Below are 24,176 nucleotides of genomic sequence, written 5' to 3' on the forward strand. Positions count from 1 at the left end.
CAAAACAGATAAGTACAACTTTACATTAAACTTAATAAGATAAAAAAATACTATTTTTTTTTAGATAATACAACTTTAATTAACGACTAATCAACTTAAAAATTATACCAGCTTACTCTTAAAACAATACTATCTTATTTTTTTTAACAACCAAATAAAAAATAAAAAACACACTTTATGTTATTAACATAAAAAATTCGTTTTATAAAACTTTTTAATATCACTCTGCATCTATGAATCTTTTAATACAATAAACAAACTGTAATAAATCATCATAAAACAATGTTCATTTTTTCAACAGAAATAAAATTTGCTATCTCCTAAAAAGCAATAAAACATCACAAAGAATCTTTAATGAAAAGAAAAAATTTAAAAGTAAAATTTAGAGGAGTCCGAAATACAAGTTTTCTTTTTAGATTAACTAATTGTACAATGAAATCAATCAAGTCTACAGACTTTGACTTGATCCTTTATCCGCTTCTTGCCATAGATTTGACACAGATTTTAAGTAAAAATCCCCAAAACTCTTTATATATTAGAGTTTTTGGGGATTGAGTAGCGAAGACGGGAGTTGAACCCGTGACCTCAGGGTTATGAATCCTGCGCTCTAACCAACTGAGCTACCTCGCCATTTTTTTCTGTTGGTAACATCCTTCCCGAATGCGAGTGCAAATTTACAACTAAATTCAAGTTACGCAAACTTTTTTCTTATTTTTTTTTACTTTTTTTCAAACAAAAAATATAAAACACTAAAAAACAACGATTTAAAAATTTTTTTTCTTTTAAAAGTAATCTTATTAGAACTCCAATTAGAAATATCCTCTATTTCATAAACAACAAACAAATACGCAATCAACATTCCAAGATAAAAAGATAAATAAAAAAAACATTTTACTTGTTTTACTAACTCATATTATCTATATTTCCAAAAAAAAATCATTATGAACAATAAAATACGATACGAATTAGAGTTCCCTATACATTCCTCTCCTCAGTTATTATATCAGTATATTTCTACGCCATCTGGATTACAAGAATGGTTTGCTAACAATGTTAATTCAAGAGGCGATTTCTTTACTTTTAAATGGGATGATTCAGAGGAAAAAGCACGTATTTTCTCTAAAAAAACAGGTGAAAAAATAAAGTTCAAATGGGTTGACGAAGAAAACAAAGACACAGAGTATTATTTTGAACTTAGAATACTAGAAGATGATATTACAAAAGATGTTTCTCTAATGGTAGTTGATTTTGCCGAGGAAGATGATCTATCAGAAGCCAAGATGCTTTGGGAAAATCAAATTTCTGATCTAAAACACGTTTTAGGATCTATTTAAAAAAGAATAAAACTTATCTTTGTCCCGATTTATCGGGATTTTTTATGGACAGATTTTTAACATTACAGGATAATAGGGCTTTTTTATACGGAGATGCTGTTTTTGAAACTTTAAAAGTACTAGACAATAAGGTACTTTTTTCAGAAGATCATTATTTTAGATTGATGGCTTCTATGCGAATTTTACGAATGGAAATTCCTATAAATTTCACTTTAGAATACTTTGAAAATCAAATATTAGAAGCGGCAAGAAACTTAAAAATAGAGAGTTCTGCTCGCGTTCGTTTTAATGTCTTTAGAAAAAATGGTGGATTATATCTTCCTCAAACCAATGAAGTGGATTATTTTTCAACAGCCACTCCTTTAGAAAATACTATATATACAATCTCGAGCCTTCCTTACGAGGTAGATATTTACAAGGATTTTGTAATTACAAAACAACTTTTATCAACCATCAAAAGTACTAACAGAACGATAAATACAACGGGAAGCATTTATGCTAACGAAAACAACCTTGATAATTGCCTGTTATTAAACCATGAAAAAAACATAATTGAAGCTCTAAACGGCAATATTTTCATGATTAAAGATGGCATTTTAACGACTCCTCCTCTTTCTGAAGGCTGTATCAATGGAATCATGAGAAAACAATTACTTCTAATCGCTCAAAACATAGAAACGTTAAAAGTAGAAGAAAGACCTATATCTCCTTTTGAATTACAAAAAGCGGATGAGTTATTCATAAGCAACGTAATTAGGGGAATACAACCTATAACTAGATATCGTAAAAAAGAGTATCAAACAAGCACATCCGAGTTATTGGTTTTAAAATTAAACACAAAGATAAGATTGTTTTAATTATAAATAGGGTTTTCGGGAGCGTTTGACCAAACTAAATACTCTCCTCCTTGTTCTATTATTTTTTCTCTCCAAAAATTAGACGATGATTTCCCTATTATATTGTTACTCAAATCATTTTCAGAAATAATCCAAGAATGAGACTCTAATTCGTTTTGCAATTGCTCTGCATCCCAGCCTGAATAACCTAAGAAAAAACGTATATTATTTTTATTGATTTTTTCGTTATTTATCAATTCTTTCGTTTGTTGAAAATCACCACCCCAATAAATTCCAGAGGCGATTTCCACACTTCCTGATATTAAATGTGGCACATTATGTATAAAATACAAATTATCTTGCTCAACAGGTCCTCCATTGTATATTTTAAACGAAGCTGATATTTCTGGAATCAAATCCTTAATAGTATAATTCAATGGTTTATTCAAAATAAACCCTATAGACCCCTCTTCATTATGATCTGCTAACAAAACCACCGATCTGTTAAAAGATAAGTCTCCTATAATAGAGGGTTCGGCTATTAACAAATGTCCTTTTTGTGGTTTAATTACTACCATATCTATTCTTTTGTAACTAAATTTAACAAATAAAATAATTATAAACAAAAAATAATTATAAAAAAATAAAAAAGCCACGTAAAGTCGTGGCTTTTTATATAATATTATAAAACTATTATTTATTAACAGCTCCTTCTAATTCTGCACCTGCTTTAAATTTTACTACGTTTTTAGCTTCAATTTTAATAGTGTTCCCTGTTTGGGGATTTCTTCCTTCTCTAGCCGCTCTTGTAGATACTGACCATGATCCGAATCCTACTAAAGCAACTTTACCACCTTTACTTAAAGTTCCTTCAACATTACTTAAAAATGACTCTAATGCAGCCTTTGCAGCAGCTTTAGTAATTCCTGCATCAGCAGCCATAGCATCGATTAAATCTGATTTGTTCATAATAATTAGTTATTAATTGATAGGTTAATATTAATTCTAAGCCCCACAAATTTAGTAGGATTTCGTTACCGCACAACATTTTTAACTCTTTTTTATTTATTTTTGCGACAAAAACCGTTTTAAAACTACGTAAAAAATATTTTTTGAGAGAAAATACTGATTTTAATGTAAGTTATTCTACTTTTAAATATTCTGTAAAACGCATTCCATTTAGTAATTCTTGAGCATTCATTCTTTTCTTACCTGGAAATTGTAAAGACTTAATTTTTAAAAAACCTCCTTCTAAAGCCACTCGAATTTCTTTTTTGGTATGTTCTACTTTTCCTATTGCTAATTCATGTGTCATTATTTCTTTTTCTACCTCATACAATTTAACACTCCATTGCTCCTCTTGATCTACAAAAGTACAATAGGCGGCAGGATAAGGCGCTAAACCACGAATTTGATTATAAACCGCATCTAAACCTTTATTAAAATTAACTTTACAGTTCTCTCGATCTAATTTATACGCTGTTTTTATTTCTGGTGAATCTTTTTGTAAAACAGTAACCACATTAGCATTTGCTATTTTCTCTAAGGTTTCCACAACTGCTTCACAACCTAAACTCATTAAACGATCATGCAATTGTCCAGCATTTTCATCTGGCAAAATAGGCATTTCTTTACTCAAAATCATAGCTCCTGTATCAATCTTATCATCTATAAAAAAGGTAGTCACACCTGTTTTAGTCTCTCCATTAATAATCGCCCAATTAATAGGTGCGGCACCACGGTATTCGGGCAGCAACGAAGCATGAAGGTTAAAGGTTCCTAATTCTGGCATTTTCCAAACAACTGCGGGCAACATGCGAAAAGCGACGACAACTTGTAAATTAGCCTCTAAGGATTTTAACTCTTGTAAGAAACTCTCGTCTTTGAGATTTGTTGGCTGCAATAAACGTAATTCTTTTTCTAGAGCGTATTCTTTAACAGCTGAATATTTAATTTTTTGCCCTCTTCCTGCGGGTTTATCTGGAGCTGTAATAACTCCTACTACTTCGTATTTATTTTCTTTGACTATGGCATCCAAAATTCCTACAGCAAATTCTGGCGTTCCCATAAAAACAATTCGCAATGATTTCATTATTTAAGAATAAATTGATTTTTATGATCTAACTCGATCATATTGTACTCTAACATTTCCTTTAAGATTTCAAAAAGGATTTTCTCTTCTATATTTATTTTTTCTAAGATTTCTCGAGAACTTAATTTCTCTGTTTTTAATATTTTAAGTAATTCTTCTGTCAGATGTTCTTTGTTATAGATTTTCTTGTTTTTTTTTAAGCAATAGGAACAACTTCCGCAGTCTGCAACTCCAATTTCCCCGAAATAAGTAAGTATCAATTTACTTTTGCATTGGTTTTGGTCGTTTACATAAGCTACAACTGCTGCTAATTGACTTTTCTTTATTAGATTTTGTTTTTCTAAATATTTTGCTATTCTATTTATCGTACGATCATCTTCTCTTACTTCTAAAAAAGTTATTTTAGATTCATTTTGAATAATTAATAAATGAACCATATTTTGTTCTTTCAGTTTTTGCAATAAGTTGAAAACCTTTTCTTCTTTACAAAACGCCTGTTTTGCCACAAAAGAAGTATTGATATTGGTTTGAATTTCAAAAATCCCTGGATAATTTCTTAAAATAGTTGTTATAATAGCTTCTTCATCAGGATGAAAACTTATATAACGTATTACTTCTTTTGATTCTACTATAAACTGAAGTTGTACTTTTTCGGACTGTTCATTTGAAAGCGAGATAATTCCTTGTCTATCCAAAAATTGTAACGCATTAAAGGTTTTTAAAATAGGAAAATTATAATGTGTACAAAAACGATTTAAACTAAAAGTAAATTCTTCATTAATCCCTTCTCCGTAGGGAATTTGAAAATAATTACACAATTTCTTATAAATTTCTTTCAAAAAAACTACGTCTGGCAAAACAGTAACAAACTGTTCTTGAGCATGAATAATATCATTATAAGACGCAATCATAATAGCAAAAGCCTTTTGGCCTGCTCTACCCGCCCTGCCTGCTTCTTGATAATAACTTTCTAGGTTTTCAGGAAGGTTTACATGTATTACGGTCTTTACATTGGGTTTATCAATACCCATCCCAAAAGCATTTGTTGCAACCATAATCAAACGACTTTCATTCATCCATGATTCCATATTTTTTTCCTTATCCTTAGGCAATAAACCGCCATGGTAATAAGTTGCACTAAACCCAAGAGAATTTAATTGATTTGCATAATCTAAACATAATTTCCTATTCCTAACATATATGATAGAAGGTTCTGGGTTTTTGAGTAAAATTTGCTTGATTTTATAAAGTTTATCTTCTGATTTTATAACATGGTAGCTCAAATTATCTCGTGAAAACGATTTTTTAAAAATCTTAGGATTAATCAATCCTAAATTCAGCAATATATCTTGTTGAACTTCGGGAGTTGCAGATGCTGTAAGCGCAATAAAAGGAACTTTAGGAAAAGCTTTTTTTAATGTATTGATTTTTAAATACGAAGGTCTAAAATCGTATCCCCATTGAGAAACACAATGTGCTTCATCTACTGCTATTAGATGAATTGGTAAACTTTTAATTCGTTCTAATACCCAATCTTGTTCTAATCTCTCTGGAGATAAATATAAAAAATGATAATTACCAAACTGACAGTTATCCAACAGCTGTATAAGCTCATCTGCATGAGTTCCTCCTGTTAAAGCTATTGCCTTAATACCTCTCTTCTGAAGTTGCCCCACCTGGTCTTTCATCAAGGCTACCAAAGGAGACACAACTAAACACAGCCCTCCACTAATCATTGCTGGAACCTGAAAACACAATGACTTGCCTCCTCCTGTTGGAAGAAGTGCAAACGTATCATGACCCTCTAGAACTGACTGAACAACCTCATCTTGAACAGGTCTAAAACTATCATATCCCCAATATTTTTGAAGAATTTCTAATGTTTTTTGCAAAAGTTAATTATTTAAATAAGGCTAAAGTAATAACTTTAACAAACTTATCCAATTACTTTAAGTTGATTACAAATAAAATCTACTCGCTTTTCTACTGTCCCTGTAGGAACTTCAATTAATTGATAGCCATATTTCTGGTAAGTAAGTTTTAAATGCTCATAAATTATCTTTGCTTGCTCAAAATTTTCATAACGTGCTTCATCGCTTACATAGATGTCTTCCCAAGGAGGTAAAACAAAAACCGTATCATAACGCATTTCATGGCATTGAGCATCAAAATGCTCAGGGTATTCATCGCCTATAAAATCCATATAAGCTAATACATCGGGCATCCCTCGATCAATAAAAACTAAATGGTTTTCTTCATTTCGCGCATTCTCATACTGTTTAATACGTCCATCCAACAACATTTGACTAAACAACAATGGCTCTGTCAAAAACAACTGCTCAACTCCTTGTTTTTTAGCTTCTAAAGTCACCTCACGCGAAATCTCTGGATAGCAAACATATCCTTTTTCAACTAAGCTATTGATAATAGTAGTTTTACCTGTACCAGGTCCTCCTGTAATTACAACAATTCCTCTTTTCAAAACATCAATTTCAAGAACGCAAACTTAATCAAACTATTTCTTTTTTAAAAATGAAAAACAACGCTTATACAAACTAATACCATTTAAGCTTAAAATATACTGGGTTAAAAAGTAAAGTTCTCAATACGCTTTTTTTAAACAACTCGAACAGACGGTTGAGTTATATAATTGAAATCATCGTTAGTTCGAGCGCGAAGCGCATCGAGAAGCAACGCTAATTTTTGTTGCTTTTATAGATGTACTATTTTTAAAAAGAAAATTCAAAGTTTAAATGGTATAAGTTTCGTTTTCTTACAGTTGCTTTTTATTTATTGTTTTTTTATTTTAGACAATATGGTCTATTCCCTTAAAAAAACAATAAAACACAAAGTAAAAATTCAACTTTCAAAAAAACCATTAAAAAGCTTATATTTGCCTATATTTATAATGTAGAAGATGGATAAGAAAACCACTGAATTTTATATTCGATTAAAAGAGGAATTAAATGCTGTAAATAAGGTTTGGCCTTCAAAATATTTATATAAATTTATAGTACCTACTGACACTAACAAAATAAGTGCCGTAGAAAAAGCTTTTGATTGTATGGGAGCTGTAATAGATACTCGTCAATCAAAGAATGGAACATTTACCAGTATATCGGTTGATGTAATAATGCCCAATGCAGAAGAAATCATAAAAAAATACCAAGAAGTATCAACTATCGAAGGGATAATTTCATTATAGAATGAGTAGTACAAAATTTAATACCGATCAAGTTTTAGAAGCAATTCATTTTCTAGAGTATAACTCTGAAAGAAAATCACTTGCTATACCTGAATATGGGCGCCACCTTCATAACTTGATTAGTCAAGCGATTACGATTGAAAATCGAGAGGAACGCAATAAACTGGCAAAATACATTATAGGAGTCATGGGAGGAATGAACCCTCATTTGCGCGATGTCCCTGATTTCCAACACAAGCTTTGGGATCAATTGTTTATCATGTCGGATTTCCTATTAGATGTAGATTCCCCTTACCCAATCCCTACTCGTGAAGTGATCAATATGAAAGCAGCTCCATTGCCTTACCCTCAAAACTTCCCAAAATACCGCTTTTATGGTAATAACATTACCTATATGATAGATAAAGCAAACGAATGGGAAGATGGCGATCTTAAAAATGCTTTAATACGCGTGATTGCAAATCACATGAAAAAAAGTTATTTAAGTTGGAATAAAGATACCGTAACTGATGCGGTTATATTTGAGCATCTCTACGAATTATCAGACGGAAAAATAAATCTTTCTTCTACTACTGAGGAGCTATCCAATACTCATGATTTAATGCGTACCAATAAAAGGACTTCTAACAAAATGCAAAGCAATAACAGCATTAGTAATAACAATGGTAAACATAAAAATCAGAAAAACATTCAACAAAAAAGACCTTTTAAAAAAAATAACTAAGAGCCCGACAGCTCCATAACCTATAACTCAAAACATGGGAACTTTTAAAATTGAAGGAGGGAAACCTCTTAAAGGAAACGTTCAACCACAAGGCGCTAAAAATGAAGCACTACAAGTTTTATGCCCAGTACTTTTAACCTCTGAAAAAGTACGAATAACCAACATCCCTGACATTATTGATGTTAATAAACTAATTTCTTTATTAGGGAATTTAGGCGTTAAAATTCAAAAAAATGGCCCTGGCGACTACACCTTTCAAGCAGACGAAGTAAACATCAATTATTTAAAAACTGAAACTTTCAAAAAAGAAGGAGGCAGCCTTCGTGGTTCTATTATGATTATTGGTCCTTTATTAGCTCGTTTTGGTTGTGGTTATATTCCAAAACCAGGAGGAGATAAAATTGGCCGTCGTCGTTTAGACACTCACTTTGAAGGCTTTATAAACCTAGGAGCAAAGTTTAGATATGAAAGAGCAGATCATTTTTATGGAGTAGAAATAGACGGAAGGCTTAAAGGAACTTATATGCTACTAGACGAAGCTTCTGTTACAGGAACGGCAAACATTGTAATGGCCGCTGTATTAGCAGAAGGCACTACCACAATATACAACGCTGCTTGCGAACCCTACCTACAACAATTATGTAAAATGCTAAATGCAATGGGTGCTAAAATAAGTGGTATTGGTTCAAATTTATTAACAATAGAAGGAGTAGAATCATTAGGCGGCTGTGAACACCGTATTTTACCTGATATGATTGAAATAGGTTCTTGGATAGGACTTGCCGCAATGACCAGAAGTGAAATTACAATAAAAAATGTAAGTTGGGAAAATCTGGGTATTATTCCTAATGTATTTAGAAAACTAGGCATTACTATTGAAAAAAAAGAAGATGATATTTACATCCCTGCTCATACAGATGGATATGAAATCAAAACAGATATTGATGGCTCTATATTAACAATATCCGATGCTCCATGGCCAGGTTTTACTCCTGACTTATTAAGTATTATATTAGTTGTAGCTACTCAAGCAAAAGGCGACGTGCTAATTCATCAAAAAATGTTTGAGAGCCGCTTATTCTTTGTTGATAAGCTAATTGATATGGGAGCTAAAATAATGTTATGCGATCCTCATAGAGCTGTTGTTATGGGGCACAATTTCCAATCTCAATTAAAAGCAACAACCATGAGTTCTCCAGATATTAGAGCGGGTATTTCTTTGCTAATTGCAGCGTTAACAGCTAAAGGGACTAGTACCATTCAAAACATAGAACAAATTGACCGAGGCTATGAACGCATTGATGAGCGCTTAAGAGCATTAGGTGCAAACATCATACGCGCATAATATACAGTAAATACAGACTGTTCAAAAAGCGTTTTATTCATTTCAACCTATGGAGAAGTAATAAACTACCCTTTTTAGACAGTCTGTTGAATCTAAATACATAAATCAAATAATCACAAATTAGTTTTGGAAATCTATATTATTATTTCCCTTTGTATCGCTTCTTTTCTTGCTGGATTTATTGATGCTATTGCTGGAGGCGGAGGACTAATACAAACTCCTTTAGCACTGATACTCCTTCCTAATCTTGCTATTTCAAATCTAATAGGATCTTTAAAAGTACCTGCAATTACAGGAACTTCTATTGCCGCAGTACATTACCTGAAAAATGTTCGTATGCAGTGGAAATCGCTATTAATTATGGCTCTTTTTTCTTGCATCAGTGCCTTTTTCGGTTCTTATTTGCTTACATTGGTTAGTAATCAATTCATGAAGCCATTGTTGTTTTTTATCTTAATACTTTTAGCCATTTATACCTTTATAAAAAAGGACTTTGGCAATCATCACCCTAAAAATATTTCAGAAAATAATTTTCTTTTTATCGGTTGTGTAATTAGTAGCTTTATAGGATTCTATGATGGTTTTATAGGACCGGGTACTGGAAGTTTTCTTATTGTTTCTTTTATTGTAATTTTAGGTCTCGATTTTTTACACGCATCTGCACATGCTAAATTAGTAAATATAGCTTCTAACATTGGCTCTTTAAGTCTATTTATCTTAAAAGGCAAAATTATTTGGATCCTAGCAATTCCTATGGCTATTTGTAATGGTTTAGGAGGATGGTTAGGTGCCAAGTTAGCCATAAAAAAAGGAAATCAATTCATACGAATTTTCTTTTTAGTTGTCGTTATTGGCACACTAATCCGATTAAGTTATGATATATTTGTAAAATAATTTTTATTTTAAACAATGCCATTAAACCGTAAATATCAACTCAAATGTTTGTTTGTTTTATAAAATACCTCAAACAAAGTCATTGGCATTGATACTAATAAAACTTTGCAAAGCCAGTTGATAACTCTGTAATCCAAAACCTAAAATTACTCCTTTAGCATTCGGTGAAATATAGGACTGATGACGAAATTCCTCCCTTGAAAAGGTATTCGATATATGAACTTCTATAACCGGAGCAGCAATTGCTTTTATACAATCACCTATAGCTATAGACGTGTGGGTATAAGCTCCCGCATTTAATATAATACCATCATAAGAAAAACCAATTTCTTGTAACTTATCTACAAGCTCCCCTTCTATATTACTTTGAAAATAAGACAACTCAATAGAAGGAAAAAGAACTTTTAACTCTTTGAAAAAATCTTCAAAAGTTACATTTCCATAAATTTCTGGTTCTCTACGTCCTAACAAATTCAGATTAGGTCCGTTTATAATATATATTTTCATTTATTCTGTTTTTGTAAAAATAAAAAAACCATTCTTAATAGAATGGCTTATTTTATTTATTATATCATATTAAAACAATACTCCTAATGAAAGCTGTCCTACACTATTTTTAATATCCACATTCTTTCCAATTTCGGTCAGACCTAAAACATATCTTCCTTGAATAAATAAACGGTCTGTAAGTTTAACACCTAATCCTGCATTAGCACTAAAATCAAGTGTTTTTACATCTGTTTGCCAATTAACCTTTTTAGAAGCTAACCATGAAAACTGAGGTCCTAATTCTAAACTTAACGTTTTTCCTAAATCTATTTTAGCCATAAGAGGTAATGAAACATATCCTAACTCTGATTTAAACTCTTGAAAAGCGTAATCATAAGTTGCTCCTTGTGTAGAATATAATAATTCTGGTTGTAGACTAAAACCTTCTAAAACTTTAATTTGAGCAATTAAACCTGCATGATAACTTGTTAATGCTTTTGTTTGTAAAGTAGTACTTTTAAAATTAGCATAATTTGCCCCCATCTTTAGCCCTAACGTTACCAATTGTGCTTTTGTTACAAACGTAATAGATAACAAAAGTAATACTAAAAGTGATTCTTTTTTCATATATCAATAATATTAAATTAAACCATCCTTGCAATTCACACCCCTTCATACATAAAAATCAACACGATCTATTTTTAATGTAATTTCGTACATTTATAATTTGCAAATTACATTTATTTTTTCATAGATTTGCAAAAAAAATTAAATTAACTAAAATGAAAAAATTTTTATTAACTGCTGCTGCAGTTTTTGCTTTCGGTTTTGCTAGTGCACAAGAATCTTTCAAACCTGTTAAGGGTACTTTAACGACAGAAGTAGGTGTTACAGGAGGTATTTTAGATACTAAATTTGACGCTATTGGTGGAGCTGCTAAATTTAGATATTTTATAAAAGATGATTTAGCTGTTAGAGCTGGTTTAGGTTTAGGTAGCAATAAAAGAGAAGAGAACTCTATCAGAAACCAAAATACTCCTTTAGAATTTACAATAACTGAAGTTGCTAGAACAACGAACAGAGTTATCACATTAGGAGCTGAAAAGCATTTTGCAGGAACAGATCGTTTATCAACTTATGTAGGAGCTGATATCGTTTTTGGTTTTACAGGAGCAGAGTACAAAATGACTCAATCAAACAATAATAACTCTACAACGATAGTTGGTGCAGTTAACGCTCTTGGAGTAAATGGAACTGGCTCTTCTACTTTTGGTGTTAGAGCTACAGTAGGTGCTGATTATTATTTCACTAAAAAATTATACCTTGGAGTAGAAGTTGGATTAGGTTACAATTCTGGAACACAAGATGCTGTTGAAACTACAACAGTAGCTGGAAACACAACTACAGTAACAAAAACTGGAGAAGGAAAAGTTTCAAACACATACACTAACGCAATTGGTGGTTTAAAATTAGGTTTCCAATTCTAATATTAAAACGAAATCAATAAAAACAAAACCTCGGAATCATCCGAGGTTTTATTTTATAAATAAGAACCTAGTCTTATGAATTGGCAAAACCTTTTAAAAGATTACCAACATTATTTAAAACTCGAAAGAGCTCTTTCTAAAAATTCTATTGAAAATTACACAATGGATATAGAAAAGCTAATACACTACCTTACACATTACAATCTAAACTACTCTCCCTTAAATATTAAAGAAGAAATCATTCAAGATTTCATATATCATACCGCCAATAACATCAACGCAAGAAGCCAAGCCCGTTTAATTTCAGGATTAAAAAGTTTTTTTGGTTATCTTATTTTTGAAAACTACCGACAAGACAATCCTTTAGAACTAATAGAAAGCCCAAAATTAGGAAGAAAACTACCCGATGTACTTAGTATTGAAAACATAGATCATTTAATCAATGCCATTGACCTTTCTACTTCTGAAGGCGAACGCAATCGAGCCATATTAGAAACACTTTATAGTTGCGGTCTTCGAGTTTCTGAACTAACTGCTTTGAAAATTTCAGATTTGTTTTTTGAAGAGGGATTTATAAAAATAACAGGAAAAGGAAACAAACAACGTTTTGTTCCTATAAATGAACTCACTCAAAAATACATTACTATTTACGTAAATCAGATTCGCTGCCATATTAAAATTCAAAAAGGAGATGAAGATACTTTATTCCTTAATAGAAGAGGAAAACAACTTACTCGCGCTATGATTTTTACAATCATCAAAAATTTGGCAAAGAAAATAAACTTAAACAAAACAATCAGCCCACACACTTTTAGACATTCATTTGCTACTCATTTATTAGAAAATGGCGCTGACCTCCGATCTATTCAAATGATGTTAGGACACGAAAGCATTACTACCACAGAAATCTATATGCACCTAGATCGCACCCATCTGAATCAAGTTCTTCACAAATACCATCCTAGAAACAAAAATCATATTTAGTTCAAACAAAAAAGGTGTTCCTTGTATCTTTTTAAATCTTAGAACACCTTTTTATCTTTTATTGCAAACTCTCAACCAGTTCATCAAAAGACACCTTTTTCTGCTCTCCTGATTGAAGGTTTTTTAAATTATATTCCTCTTTTTTCATTTCCTCTCCTCCTACTATGATAGCAAAAGGAATACCTCTTTTATCAGCATATTGAAACTGTTTTCCTATTTTTACTGAATCAGGGTACAATTCTACTTTTATTCCTAATTGACGTAATTTACCTATAGATTTCATTGAAAACAGAGCTTCTTCGGTTCCAAAATTCAAAAAGATAGCTTTAGAAGTAGCTGTTACTGTTTCTGGAAATAAGCCTAACTCTTCCACTACTAAATAAATTCGATCTAAACCAAATGATATTCCTACACCACTCATATTTTTTAAACCAAAAATACCTGTCAAATCATCATATCTTCCACCACCACCAATAGATCCCATGCTTACTCCTATAGGCGCTGAAACTTCAAATATAGCCCCCGTGTAATAATTTAATCCTCGTGCAAGAGTCACATCTAAATCCAATTTAGAGTCCTGAAGCCCTAGAGCCAATATATTTTGACAAATAAATTGTAATTCTTCAATTCCTTTCATTCCTTCATTAGAATTTTCTAAGAGTTTCGAAAGTTTTTCTATCTTTTCAATTATTGTTCCTGTAAAATTAAATAGAGGTTGTATTTTTTGAATGGCTGCTTCAGTAATTCCTTTTTCCTGCATTTCTTTTTTCACACCATCTTCTCCAATTTTATCTAATTTATCTAGGGCTACGGTAAAATCTATTAACTTATCAGAAGCTCCTATTACCTCAGCTATACCTGATAAAATTTTACGATTATTAATTTTAATAGTTACTCCTTTTAGACCTAAATCAGTAAAAACAGCATCGTATAACTGAACTAACTCGACTTCTTGCCACAAAGAATCAGACCCAACCACATCAGCATCACATTGAAAAAACTCTCTAAAACGCCCTTTTTGAGGTCTATCAGCTCTCCAAACAGGCTGTATTTGATAACGTTTGAATGGAAATTCAATTTCGTTCTGATGTTGTACTACATAACGCGCAAAGGGAACTGTTAAATCATAACGAAGTGCTTTTTCCGAAATTTTGTTCGTAAACTGATTTAATTCTATCAATTGTTCCGTTGAGATCGTTTCAGCAGAATTCAATTGCAATTGTTCAATACTAGCAGGTAATTCAATTTTTTTTCTATTAAAGAAATAATTTCCTGAGTTCAAAATTTTAAATATTAATCGGTCGCCTTCTTCTCCATATTTCCCCATTAATGTCTCAGAGTTTTCAAAAGTGGGCGTTTCTATAGGCTGAAATCCAAAACGTTCAAAATGCTTACGAATAATTCCAAATATATAATTTCTTTTAGCTACTTCTGAAGGTGAAAAATCACGAGTCCCTTTTGGAATGGATGGTTTCATTGTTTTCTTTATATTAAATTAATTTTTACAGATAATCTAGCTCATTAAAAATTCAACAAACTAAGTTTATTATCTTTTGCAAATATCTTACTTTTTCAAAGAAAACTAAAATTTTGGTTTTAATTGTAACATTTTACTCTATACAGATACTCATAATATATGGTTGGATTAGTAAAAGAAAATATTAAAATTGCTCTAAGTGCTATCCGCACTCAATTTTTGCGCACAATACTAACAGTATTAATTATTGCTATTGGAATAATGGCTCTTGTAGGTATATTAACCGTAGTATCTGCCCTAAGCAACACTCTTACTAAAGATTTTGCTTCTATGGGAGCCAACACCTTTTCTATTAGTCAATATAAAGATGAAATAAAAAGACATAAAAGAGGCAAACAACGAGAAAAAATAAACCCAATAATTACTTACTCTCAAGCACAAACTTTTAAAGAAAAATACAATTTTCCTTTTACTTATACTTCCATCTCGTTTATTGCTACCCCTACCGCAGAAGTAACGTATGAAAATAAAAAAACAGATCCAGAAGTAAGTGTATGGGGTGTAGATGAAAACTACACTACAAATGCGGGGTTCGAAATCACAAAAGGACGGAATTTTTCAGGTTTTGATATTATCAACAATCATCCAGTATGTTTATTAGGGGCTGATTTTGAAAAAAAGCTCTTAGCCCATATCAATCCATTAGATAAAACCATCAGTATACGAGGTGCTAAATTTAAAGTAATTGGTGTTTTAAAAGAAAAAGGATCTGGTTTTGGCAACAATCAAGATTTAAGAGTATTAATTCCATTACAAATAGCTCGATCTCTATGTAGCTCGCCTAATATCAATTATATGACTAGCGTGATGACTACTCGAAAAGAATTTTTAGAACCTGCAATAGATCATGCTATCCTAAAAATGCGAATTATTAGAAAATTAAACCCTATAGAAGATGACAACTTTGGCATATCAAGAAGCGATGACCTTATTCGAAGAATTATAGAACTTACCTCTTACCTTGACATTTCAGCTTGGGTCATAGGAATTATAACTATTTTTGGTTCTTCTATAGCACTTATGAATATCATGCTCGTTTCCGTTACAGAACGAACTCGCGAAATTGGAACTCGAAAGGCTTTAGGAGCAAAAAGAAGTACTATAGCTTTTCAATTTTTTATGGAAACTTTGGTAATTGGGCAATTGGGAGGACTAGTTGGTACTTTTAGTGGTATTTTAATAGGGTATGGTTTTGCTACTTTATTAGATTTTGAGTTTGTAATTCCTTGGATGGCTATTATTTCTGCTTTTCTTATATGCTTTATAGTAGCAATCATATCAGGTTCTTACCCAGCTTTAAAAGCTTCTAAACTAGACCCTATAGAGGCTTTACGATACGAATAAGAGGTCTAGATTAAATAAAAATTAAGAAAACCTACATTCTACCTAAAACTTCTTTAAAAACAAAAAACTAAGATTTATGTCCTAGCAACATTCTATCGTTTCCATATATATCTTTATGTAAATTAATATTTTCAAATCCAAAATCCTCCATTAGTTCTATCATTTCTTTTCCCAAATACTGATTGATTTCAAAAAAAAGACATCCTTTTTTAGACAAACTTTTCAATGCTAATTGAGCTATTTTTTTATAAAAAATCAAGGGATCTGTATCTTCTACAAACAATGCTAAATGAGGTTCATAGTCTAAAACATTTTTCTTTATTTCTAACTTTTCTAAATTCCGAACATAAGGCGGATTAGAAACAATGATATCAAAAGTGGTTTCTAAACTTTCTAGGATTAGCAGATCTTGATGTATAAATTCAATCGTTACATTATTCCTTTTAGCATTTCTTTTGGCTACTTCAAGTGCTTTTAACGAAACATCTATTGCATACACCTCAGCCATTGGTATATTTTTTGCTAATGAAATAGCAATACATCCCGTTCCTGTTCCAATGTCTAAAATCCTAACTTTCTCCCCTTTTTTAGTAGTGGATACTGTTTGGATAACCCAATCTACCAATTCTTCGGTTTCGGGTCTAGGGATTAAGGTGTACTCATTAGTATAAAAAGACATTCCAAAAAAATCTGTTTCGCCTAAAATGTACTGTATCGGTTTTTCTTGTTTTAATTGATCCAAAACTGTTTCCCATTGCAATAATTGTAAGGCATCCAATTCTAATTGAGGATTCAAAGCAAAATCAATTCGTTTCATGCCATGAAAAGCTTCTAACAATAGAGTAAAAAAACTTTCTACTTCTTTTTCATCATAAATTTTCTGTAATTCTTCTGCAAATTGTATCTTATATTCTTGTAACAACATGTTATCCTATTCTTTTACGTAATTATAATTCTTTTAACATCCAAACAGGACAAGCAGAATGTCCCGTATACCCCATAGGTTCAGACAAATATGTAAATCCTGATTTTAAGTATAGTTTTTGGGCTTTTTCCATGGTAGGCAAAGTTTCTAAATAACATCTTTTATACCCCATTTCCTTTGCTTTATGAAGACAAGTCTCGATCATTTGAGCCCCCCATCCTTTTCCTCTCGCGGAAGACAAGAAATACATTTTTTGCAATTCACACACATCAGAACTAGCTTCTTTCAAAGGAGCTATCCCTGCACAACCTTTTATTTCTCCTAAAAACTCTAATACAAAATATGCAGATCGTGCCATTTGATACGCTTCAAACATAACTTCTAATTGTGGATCCTCATAAGCAGTCCCTATTTTAGGAACTTTATATTCATCTAAAACTGTTCGAATAAGAGTTGCAACTTCTTTATTATCTTCTTTTTTTATTAACCGAATCATATTTCTTGATTTAAAACGAGTATAGGAACATTTAAAATCCTATCCACTTCTTATTTTTCAGCGATCATTTTATTATTTTTGTGTGGTGAAGATACATCAAAAATACATATCCCGCTGCATAGAATTAGCTAAAAATGGATTAGGCACTACTTATCCCAACCCCTTAGTAGGAAGTGTAATTGTACACAATGATTTGATTATAGGCGAAGGTTGGCATAAAAAATCAGGTGAAGCACATGCCGAAGTAAACGCTATAAATTCAGTACAAAACAAGGAAGTTTTATCCGAGTCTACAATATACGTCAGCCTTGAACCTTGTAGTCATTTTGGAAAAACTCCCCCATGTGCTGATTTAATTATTCAACATAAAATCCCCAAAGTAGTCATTGGTACTATGGATCCTTTTGCTAAGGTATCTGGAGCTGGTATAAAAAAACTTAAAGATGCAGGCTGTGAGGTAATTGTAGGTGTTTTAGAAAGAGAATGCCAAGAACTCAACAAACGTTTCTTTACTTTTCATCAAAAAAAACGCCCTTATATTATTTTAAAATGGGCAGAAACAGCAGATGGCTTTATAGCACCTCTCCATAAAGATATTCAAAAACCCGTATGGATCAGTAATCCATACAGTAGACAATTAACTCACAAATGGCGAACAGAAGAACAAGCTATTTTAATAGGAACTCAAACAGCTCTTGACGACAACCCACAACTAAACGCTAGAGACTGGCAAGGAACAAATCCAATAAGAATAGTTTTGGATAAAAAAAATAAAATTTCAAAAGAAAATCTTATATTTGATAAGTCAGCCCCAACCTTCATTCTAGACGAAATCATTTTAAACAGTAGTAAAAATTCCGTTTCGTCTATAATTGAATGGTTACATCAACACCAAATTCAATCAATCATAATCGAAGGAGGCAGTCGTACATTACAACATTTCATAAACCATAATTACTGGGATGAAGCACGCGTTTTTAAAAGTAAGAATACACTTTTAAATGGCATTAAAGCTCCTTTTATTTCTAGTAAAAAAATAAAAAACAGTAAATTATTAAATGATGAACTTTTAATTTTTTCAAATTATGATTAACAACATTATTTTCGATTTCGGCAATGTTTTTATGAATTTGGATAAAAATGCCTCTCTAAAAGCACTTAAAAACCTAGGCCTTTCAGAATGGGACGAACATTTTGAAGAAATCAATCAGGAATTTGAGAAAGGAAAAATAACAGAAGCTCATTTTATGATTGAATTAAAAAAAAGAATACCCAATGCCTCAATAGATGATCTACGCATTGCTTGGAATACTGCTATTGCTGATTTTCCTCTTTCTCGACTTGAGTTTTTACAAAAGTTATCCCATAAATACAAACTCTATCTTTTGAGTAATATAGATGAAATACATATTGCTAAATTTGAACATCGTGTAGGAATGACCTTTGCTAGAGAGTTTTATCAATGTTTTGAAAAAGTGTACTTTTCATCTGAAATCGGTTTACGTAAACCTGAAAAGGAAATTTTTGAATTCATTCTAAAAAACCACGAACTAAATCCCAAACGAACTTTATTTATAGATGATGAAAAAGAAAATACGGACATAGCTTCTTCACTAGGTATGCACGTATGGCATTTAGAAATAGAGAACGAAGATATAACAAACCTACTCTCAAAAAAAGAAATCCCTCTTTAACTGATTTCTTTTTTATTTTTAAAAACAATAATTTTGTATTAAAATCATACCTTTTGCATACAGAAGATACTTACATAACACTTAAAGAGGATTCTCCTGAAGTTTTATACAAAGAAAAAAACAGTAAATTTTACGGATATGCTTTCCCCGTAAGCAACGAAGAGGAAATCAAGGCACATTTAGAACATTTAAAGAAGAAACATCATGCTGCTCGACACTGGTGCTATGCTTGGCAACTTGGCACAACTCAAAAACATTACCGCGCAAATGATGATGGCGAACCAAACAATAGCGCAGGAATGCCTATATACGGTCAAATTCAATCATTCGAACTAACCAATGTATTGGTAATTGTAGTCCGTTATTTTGGAGGCATCAAATTAGGTGTTGGCGGTTTGATTTCAGCTTATAGAGAAAGTGCTAAAATGGCTTTAGAAGCCTCTTCTTTAGTAGAAAGAACAATTGATATCCAGTATAAAGTAAATTTTGACTATAAAAACATGAATAAAGTCATGAGGGTAATAAAAGAAAAAGAAATACATATCATTTCTCAAAAAATGGAAGAAAGTTGCGAACTCATCATTTCAACACGACAAAAAAATGCCGATATGGTTTTTGGCATTTTTTCATCATTTTTTGAGGTAACAATAAGTGTATTTTAGGAAAACCTCAAAAGCCCTTCTAAATACTCAGGAGGGGGTATAGGCCTACCCGATTGGGCATCTACAAAAACCAATAAAGAGTTAGCTGTTGTTAATAACTCACCCGATTCATTGTAAATTTCATAATCAAATTCCAGCTTCACGGAGGTCTGACTTTTAAAAATAGTTCGAATGGTTAACAAATCATCATAACGCGCTGGCTTTTTATAATTCATACTTAATGATACCAAAGGCAGCATAACCCCTTTTTCCTCCATCCATTTATACGAAACCCCCAGATTTCTAAGCCATTCCACTCTTCCCATTTCAAAATACTGTGCATAATTACCGTGGTAAACAACCCCCATCTGATCCGTTTCTGCATAACGGACGCGTACTTGAATATCAAAAATTTTCATACTATTTATCTTACTTTTTTATGTTTTAGTTAAACTCAAAATTTAATTCTTACAATAAAATTTCTACAAAATCAAGACTAAAAAAATTTTTTTTAAAGAATTTTATCAACCATCTTTGCTATCCCGATTCACCCTAAATCTTGGTCTAAATTTTATCAAGTAAAACCTTAAAAATTAACACAATTAAGAATGCACACAATGAACAAAACTGCGGAATCAGTATGGGCTAACTGTCTTTTATTCATAAAAGACAATATCCAAGAGCAAGCTTATAAGACTTGGTTTGAGCCTATCAAAGCGGTAGAGCTTACTGATAGCGTGTTGTACATTCAAGTTCCTTCAAAATTCTTTTACGAATGGCTCGAAGAGCATTATGTTAAATTATTAAAGGTTGCACTACAAAAAGAACTCGGAAAAAACGCGAAGTTACTATATAAAATCAAAATGGAAAACCCTTACGGGAATAAACTTCCATTTACACAACAAATTCCAAGTGCAGACAAAGCTCCTGTAAAAACACAAGAGATTGACGTACCTGTGCAACAAAAAAATCCAGAGCTAAAAAACCCATTTATTATCCCTGGAATACGAAACATCAAAATTGATTCACAATTAAACTCGAACTATAGTTTTGATAATTTTCTTGAAGGCGATTCTAATCGTCTTGCAAGAAGTGCTGGTATGGCTGTAGCTAATAAACCAGGAGGAACTTCTTTTAACCCATTATTAATTTTTGGAGGTGTTGGATTAGGCAAAACACACCTTTCTCACGCTATAGGTGTAGAAATAAAAGAAAAACATCCTGAAAAAACGGTTTTATATATTTCGGCTGAAATATTCACTCAACAATATATTGACTCTGTCAAGAAAAACACTCGTAATGATTTCATCCATTTTTATCAACTGATTGATGTTTTGATTATTGACGACGTTCAGTTCTTGTCAGGTAAAGCAGGTACACAAGATGTTTTTTTTCACATCTTTAACTACCTTCATCAGAATGGAAAACAGGTTATTTTAACCTCTGACAAAGCTCCTGTAGATATGCAAGATATTGAACAACGTTTACTATCTCGTTTCAAATGGGGATTATCCGCTGAACTTAATCAACCCGATTACGAAACCCGCGTAGCAATTGTAAAAAGCATCTTATTCCGTGATGGTGTTGAAATGCCAGAAGACATCATAGAATACGTAGCTCGAAATATAAAATCAAACGTACGTGAATTAGAAGGGGCAATTATTTCCTTAATAGCTCAATCTTCTTTTAACAAAAAAGAAGTCACTATAGATTTAGCGAAACAGGTCGTTGAGAAATTCGTTAAAAATGTAAAAAGAGAAATATCTATTGATTATATTCAAAAAGTTGTATCTGATTATTTTCAATTAGATGTTGCTACCTTACAATCTACAACACGTAAACGTCATGTTGTACAAGCGCGCCAATTAGCTATGTTTTTTGCTAAGAAGTATACCAAGGCCTCTTTAGCTAATATTGGCTCACAAATTGGAGATCGTGATCATGCTACCGTGTTACACGCTTGCAAAACAGTTGATAACTTACTCACAACAGACAAGCAATTTAAAAAGTTTGTAGATGATATCAACAAAAAACTTTCTTTATAATGTCTAAAAAAATCTTGATGGTATGCTTGGGGAATATTTGCCGTTCCCCATTGGCTGAAGGAATACTTAAATCTAAATTACCAGACACTTACCTGATAGATTCTGCTGGAACTGGTGGATGGCATGCTGGAGAACAACCCGATAAACGCTCTATACAAACAGCTCGAAATAAAGGAATTGACATCAGTCAACAAAGAGCTCGGAAATTTAAAAAATTAGATTTTGATTTTTTTGATTGCATTTTTGTAATGGACAACCAAAATTACAAAGACGTCATCAACCAAGCCTCTACAGAAAATCAAAAAAATAAAGTACAATTAATCTTAGACGAAATTTTCCCTAACGAAAAAGTAGATGTTCCAGACCCTTACTACGGTGGACAAGAAGGTTTTGAACAGGTTTTTAATATGTTAGAGCAAGCTTGTCAGAGTATTGCCGATAGATTAAAAAAAAGCCTTTAAAAGCCCTTAAATACCATTACAAATACAAACAAAAGGATTAAAAAACCTATTGCAATACTTCTACCTATTTCTTTTATTCTATCTTTGTCCATAATAAAACACATTTTCAACAAAAGAATATAAAATCTATGAAACCAGCAACTTTTCTTGGAAAATTATATCTAATACCAACAACTTTAGGCGAAATAAATCCCGAAGATGTTTTACCTTATACCGTTAAGAGGAGTATTGATTTTATAAACCATTATATTGTTGAAAATGAAAAAACAGCTCGTCGTTTTATTAAAGCAATACATCCAGAAAAAAAACAACCTGAACTCATCATTAACATTCTAAATAAGCATACACAAGAATCCGATCATATTGCTTTTATTCAACCTTTACTAAACGGTCAGAATATTGGACTAATGAGCGAAGCAGGATGCCCTGGCGTAGCGGATCCTGGTGCGGCTATTGTAAAACTTGCACATGAGCGAGGCATACAAGTTATCCCTCTAGTTGGACCAAGTTCCATCTTATTAGCCTTAATGGCATCGGGAATGAATGGGCAAAGTTTTGCTTTTAACGGTTATCTACCGATAGACAAAGGCGAAAAAAAACAAGCTTTAAAAGCATTTGAAAAATTATCCTTTGACAAAAAACAATCCCAATTATTTATAGAAACACCTTATAGAAATAACAAGCTATTAGAAGATTTGATTCAAATCTTACAACCCAATACTAGCTTATGTATTGCATCTGACATTACTTTACCTACTGAATATATAAAAACCTTAACCATAAAAGAATGGAAAAAACAAAAGGTCGATTTACATAACCGACCTTCTATCTTTATTATTCACAAATACTATTAGTTAAAAAGTATAATGCTGGGCTTTAGCTTTTTTATTAGGTTCTACACAACTTGTGTTGTAGCCAGCAAATTTTTTTAGATATTCTGCGATAGAAGTACCATAACCGTCTCTACATTTACGGTTTCCATTGGTCTTTAAAAATCTTTTTACAGAACCTACTCCTCCTAAATGAGCTGCTGCTAGAATCCCTGACTCAGTAATGGTAATTCCGCAAATTTCCATTCCTGAATAATTAGCAATCTCTCGACGAAGTTCCCATTTGTTTCTTGCTAAATTCGCTAGAAACGCCTTTTCTTGTAATTGTTTACTACTCAAAAAATGCGCTTGATCCTCTATTCCTAAAGCAGCAAGTGTTTCTGTTCCAAATTGATACTTTCCTAGATAACCTAATGAATTTACTATATTGTAAATTCCTTGAGACTCTCTTACTCCTATACTTTGGGTAAAGCCAACAAAGGTCTTACCTGTAAAAGGCACATCAAAAAATTGTTGTCCTACTTCTACTTCCATGGGTACCGTACACACATCTCTTTTTTCTAAAGTATGCAACCAGGGATACATTTCCATTTTGAAAGGTCTAAAACCTGAACTTAAAAGAACGATTGAAGCAAATAATCCAAAATAGAATATTTGTTTTTTTGTCATAAAAATAAATTTCTTTTTAACTAAGTGTAGTAAAAAAACGCACTACTTACACTATCATCGCCAAAAAATTAACCCGACAAATTTACAATTAAAAACAAAACACACAACAAAATAAAATGTTAACTTTTTGAATATTAACATCAA

General features: G+C 31.8%; 27 protein-coding genes and 1 tRNA gene. 15 read left to right on the plus strand and 13 right to left on the minus strand.

Features of this window, described 5'->3' with window-relative positions; translation table 11 throughout:
- Nucleotides 1-556: 556 nt before the first annotated feature.
- Nucleotides 557-630, minus strand: a tRNA-Met gene (locus tag HUE53_RS02050).
- 311 nt (nucleotides 631-941) lie between these two features.
- On the opposite strand from HUE53_RS02050, the gene HUE53_RS02055 reads away from it, so the two are divergent.
- Together HUE53_RS02055 and HUE53_RS02060 are read left to right on the plus strand one after the other, a co-directional pair.
- Nucleotides 942-1,334: an START-like domain-containing protein gene (locus tag HUE53_RS02055; protein WP_014165085.1), complete on the plus strand. Its 393-nt coding sequence runs from the start codon at nucleotides 942-944 to the stop codon at nucleotides 1,332-1,334.
- Between the two features lie 44 nt (nucleotides 1,335-1,378).
- Nucleotides 1,379-2,191 carry an aminotransferase class IV gene (locus HUE53_RS02060; RefSeq protein ID WP_014165084.1) on the plus strand — a complete coding sequence of 271 codons (813 nt, stop codon included), beginning with the start codon at nucleotides 1,379-1,381 and terminating at the stop codon, nucleotides 2,189-2,191.
- On the opposite strand, the gene HUE53_RS02065 is transcribed toward HUE53_RS02060, so the two are convergent.
- From HUE53_RS02065 to HUE53_RS02085, 5 genes are all read right to left on the minus strand, one after another.
- Nucleotides 2,188-2,748 (minus strand): YqgE/AlgH family protein, encoded by a 561-nt coding sequence (locus HUE53_RS02065; RefSeq protein WP_014165083.1) that lies wholly within the window; start codon nucleotides 2,746-2,748, stop codon nucleotides 2,188-2,190. The two genes, HUE53_RS02060 and HUE53_RS02065, sit on opposite strands and share 4 nt — an antisense overlap.
- Nucleotides 2,749-2,863: 115 nt before the next feature.
- Nucleotides 2,864-3,139, minus strand: a complete 276-nt coding sequence (locus HUE53_RS02070) for an HU family DNA-binding protein (RefSeq protein WP_014165082.1) — start codon at nucleotides 3,137-3,139, stop codon at nucleotides 2,864-2,866.
- 172 nt (nucleotides 3,140-3,311) lie between these two features.
- Nucleotides 3,312-4,262, minus strand: a complete 951-nt coding sequence (fmt, locus tag HUE53_RS02075) for a methionyl-tRNA formyltransferase (protein WP_014165081.1) — start codon at nucleotides 4,260-4,262, stop codon at nucleotides 3,312-3,314.
- The gene (locus HUE53_RS02080) at nucleotides 4,262-6,154 is read right to left on the minus strand and encodes a RecQ family ATP-dependent DNA helicase (RefSeq protein ID WP_065213162.1); all 1,893 of its coding nucleotides are present in this window, start codon (nucleotides 6,152-6,154) and stop codon (nucleotides 4,262-4,264) included. Before HUE53_RS02080 ends, fmt begins: the two co-directional genes overlap by 1 nt.
- Before the next feature lie 44 nt (nucleotides 6,155-6,198).
- The gene (locus tag HUE53_RS02085) at nucleotides 6,199-6,744 is read right to left on the minus strand and encodes an AAA family ATPase (protein WP_014165079.1); all 546 of its coding nucleotides are present in this window, start codon (nucleotides 6,742-6,744) and stop codon (nucleotides 6,199-6,201) included.
- A gap of 435 nt (nucleotides 6,745-7,179) precedes the next feature.
- On the opposite strand from HUE53_RS02085, the gene HUE53_RS02090 reads away from it, so the two are divergent.
- From HUE53_RS02090 to HUE53_RS02105, 4 genes are all read left to right on the plus strand, one after another.
- A complete protein-coding gene (locus HUE53_RS02090) occupies nucleotides 7,180-7,467 on the plus strand; it encodes a DUF493 family protein (protein WP_014165078.1) in 288 nt (95 codons plus the stop codon).
- Nucleotide 7,468: 1 nt separating this feature from the next.
- A complete protein-coding gene (locus tag HUE53_RS02095; RefSeq protein WP_014165077.1) occupies nucleotides 7,469-8,191 on the plus strand; it encodes a DUF4290 domain-containing protein in 723 nt (240 codons plus the stop codon).
- Between the two features lie 34 nt (nucleotides 8,192-8,225).
- Nucleotides 8,226-9,536 carry a UDP-N-acetylglucosamine 1-carboxyvinyltransferase gene (gene murA / locus HUE53_RS02100; RefSeq protein WP_014165076.1) on the plus strand — a complete coding sequence of 437 codons (1,311 nt, stop codon included), beginning with the start codon at nucleotides 8,226-8,228 and terminating at the stop codon, nucleotides 9,534-9,536.
- Nucleotides 9,537-9,662: 126 nt separating this feature from the next.
- The gene (locus HUE53_RS02105) at nucleotides 9,663-10,430 is read left to right on the plus strand and encodes a sulfite exporter TauE/SafE family protein (RefSeq protein WP_065213160.1); all 768 of its coding nucleotides are present in this window, start codon (nucleotides 9,663-9,665) and stop codon (nucleotides 10,428-10,430) included.
- A 69-nt stretch (nucleotides 10,431-10,499) separates the two neighbouring features.
- Here HUE53_RS02105 and aroQ read toward each other — a convergent pair whose 3' ends face one another.
- Nucleotides 10,500-10,937, minus strand: coding sequence for a type II 3-dehydroquinate dehydratase (gene aroQ, locus HUE53_RS02110; protein ID WP_014165074.1), 438 nt, complete (start codon nucleotides 10,935-10,937; stop codon nucleotides 10,500-10,502).
- A gap of 69 nt (nucleotides 10,938-11,006) precedes the next feature.
- Nucleotides 11,007-11,546, minus strand: a complete 540-nt coding sequence (locus HUE53_RS02115) for a porin family protein (RefSeq protein WP_014165073.1) — start codon at nucleotides 11,544-11,546, stop codon at nucleotides 11,007-11,009.
- A 155-nt stretch (nucleotides 11,547-11,701) separates the two neighbouring features.
- Between HUE53_RS02115 and HUE53_RS02120 the strand changes: the two genes are divergently transcribed.
- Nucleotides 11,702-12,406: a hypothetical protein gene (locus HUE53_RS02120; RefSeq protein WP_097609609.1), complete on the plus strand. Its 705-nt coding sequence runs from the start codon at nucleotides 11,702-11,704 to the stop codon at nucleotides 12,404-12,406.
- A gap of 75 nt (nucleotides 12,407-12,481) precedes the next feature.
- Entirely contained in the window at nucleotides 12,482-13,390 is a 909-nt protein-coding gene (gene xerD / locus HUE53_RS02125) for a site-specific tyrosine recombinase XerD (RefSeq protein WP_014165071.1), read from the plus strand.
- Between the two features lie 58 nt (nucleotides 13,391-13,448).
- Here the strand turns inward: xerD and hisS are convergent, their stop codons facing one another.
- The gene (gene hisS / locus HUE53_RS02130) at nucleotides 13,449-14,867 is read right to left on the minus strand and encodes a histidine--tRNA ligase (RefSeq protein ID WP_014165070.1); all 1,419 of its coding nucleotides are present in this window, start codon (nucleotides 14,865-14,867) and stop codon (nucleotides 13,449-13,451) included.
- Nucleotides 14,868-15,026: 159 nt separating this feature from the next.
- On the opposite strand from hisS, the gene HUE53_RS02135 reads away from it, so the two are divergent.
- Nucleotides 15,027-16,271 (plus strand): ABC transporter permease, encoded by a 1,245-nt coding sequence (locus HUE53_RS02135; protein WP_014165069.1) that lies wholly within the window; start codon nucleotides 15,027-15,029, stop codon nucleotides 16,269-16,271.
- A gap of 67 nt (nucleotides 16,272-16,338) precedes the next feature.
- Here the strand turns inward: HUE53_RS02135 and prmC are convergent, their stop codons facing one another.
- On the minus strand, nucleotides 16,339-17,196 hold the full coding sequence (gene prmC / locus HUE53_RS02140; RefSeq protein WP_065213157.1) for a peptide chain release factor N(5)-glutamine methyltransferase: 858 nt from the start codon (nucleotides 17,194-17,196) through the stop codon (nucleotides 16,339-16,341).
- 22 nt (nucleotides 17,197-17,218) lie between these two features.
- Nucleotides 17,219-17,692 (minus strand): GNAT family N-acetyltransferase, encoded by a 474-nt coding sequence (locus HUE53_RS02145; protein ID WP_014165067.1) that lies wholly within the window; start codon nucleotides 17,690-17,692, stop codon nucleotides 17,219-17,221.
- Nucleotides 17,693-17,777: 85 nt separating this feature from the next.
- On the opposite strand from HUE53_RS02145, the gene ribD reads away from it, so the two are divergent.
- Genes ribD through HUE53_RS02160 form a run of 3 tightly spaced genes read left to right on the plus strand, consistent with a single transcriptional unit; the run spans nucleotide 17,778 to nucleotide 20,048 of the window.
- Nucleotides 17,778-18,785 carry a bifunctional diaminohydroxyphosphoribosylaminopyrimidine deaminase/5-amino-6-(5-phosphoribosylamino)uracil reductase RibD gene (gene ribD, locus HUE53_RS02150; protein WP_014165066.1) on the plus strand — a complete coding sequence of 336 codons (1,008 nt, stop codon included), beginning with the start codon at nucleotides 17,778-17,780 and terminating at the stop codon, nucleotides 18,783-18,785.
- Entirely contained in the window at nucleotides 18,778-19,386 is a 609-nt protein-coding gene (locus HUE53_RS02155; RefSeq protein WP_014165065.1) for an HAD family hydrolase, read from the plus strand. The genes ribD and HUE53_RS02155 overlap by 8 nt, the downstream gene beginning before the upstream one ends.
- 53 nt (nucleotides 19,387-19,439) lie before the next feature.
- Entirely contained in the window at nucleotides 19,440-20,048 is a 609-nt protein-coding gene (locus tag HUE53_RS02160; RefSeq protein ID WP_065213932.1) for an IMPACT family protein, read from the plus strand.
- On the opposite strand, the gene HUE53_RS02165 is transcribed toward HUE53_RS02160, so the two are convergent.
- Entirely contained in the window at nucleotides 20,045-20,446 is a 402-nt protein-coding gene (locus tag HUE53_RS02165; protein ID WP_014165063.1) for an acyl-CoA thioesterase, read from the minus strand. The genes HUE53_RS02160 and HUE53_RS02165 overlap by 4 nt on opposite strands.
- Before the next feature lie 198 nt (nucleotides 20,447-20,644).
- Here HUE53_RS02165 and dnaA point away from each other — a divergent pair, with 198 nt between their 5' ends.
- The 3 genes from dnaA to HUE53_RS02180 all read left to right on the plus strand — a co-directional run bounded on the left by dnaA (nucleotide 20,645) and on the right by HUE53_RS02180 (nucleotide 23,387).
- Nucleotides 20,645-22,072, plus strand: coding sequence for a chromosomal replication initiator protein DnaA (gene dnaA, locus HUE53_RS02170; protein WP_014165062.1), 1,428 nt, complete (start codon nucleotides 20,645-20,647; stop codon nucleotides 22,070-22,072).
- A complete protein-coding gene (locus HUE53_RS02175) occupies nucleotides 22,072-22,533 on the plus strand; it encodes a low molecular weight protein-tyrosine-phosphatase (RefSeq protein WP_014165061.1) in 462 nt (153 codons plus the stop codon). Before dnaA ends, HUE53_RS02175 begins: the two co-directional genes overlap by 1 nt.
- Nucleotides 22,534-22,661: 128 nt before the next feature.
- Entirely contained in the window at nucleotides 22,662-23,387 is a 726-nt protein-coding gene (locus HUE53_RS02180) for an SAM-dependent methyltransferase (RefSeq protein ID WP_014165060.1), read from the plus strand.
- Here the strand turns inward: HUE53_RS02180 and HUE53_RS02185 are convergent, their stop codons facing one another.
- A complete protein-coding gene (locus tag HUE53_RS02185; protein WP_065213155.1) occupies nucleotides 23,388-24,032 on the minus strand; it encodes a peptidoglycan-binding protein LysM in 645 nt (214 codons plus the stop codon).
- Nucleotides 24,033-24,176 lie beyond the last annotated feature (144 nt).

The sequence above is a fragment of the Flavobacterium columnare genome (assembly GCF_014844295.1).
Taxonomy (GTDB): Bacteria; Bacteroidota; Bacteroidia; order Flavobacteriales; family Flavobacteriaceae; genus Flavobacterium; species Flavobacterium columnare.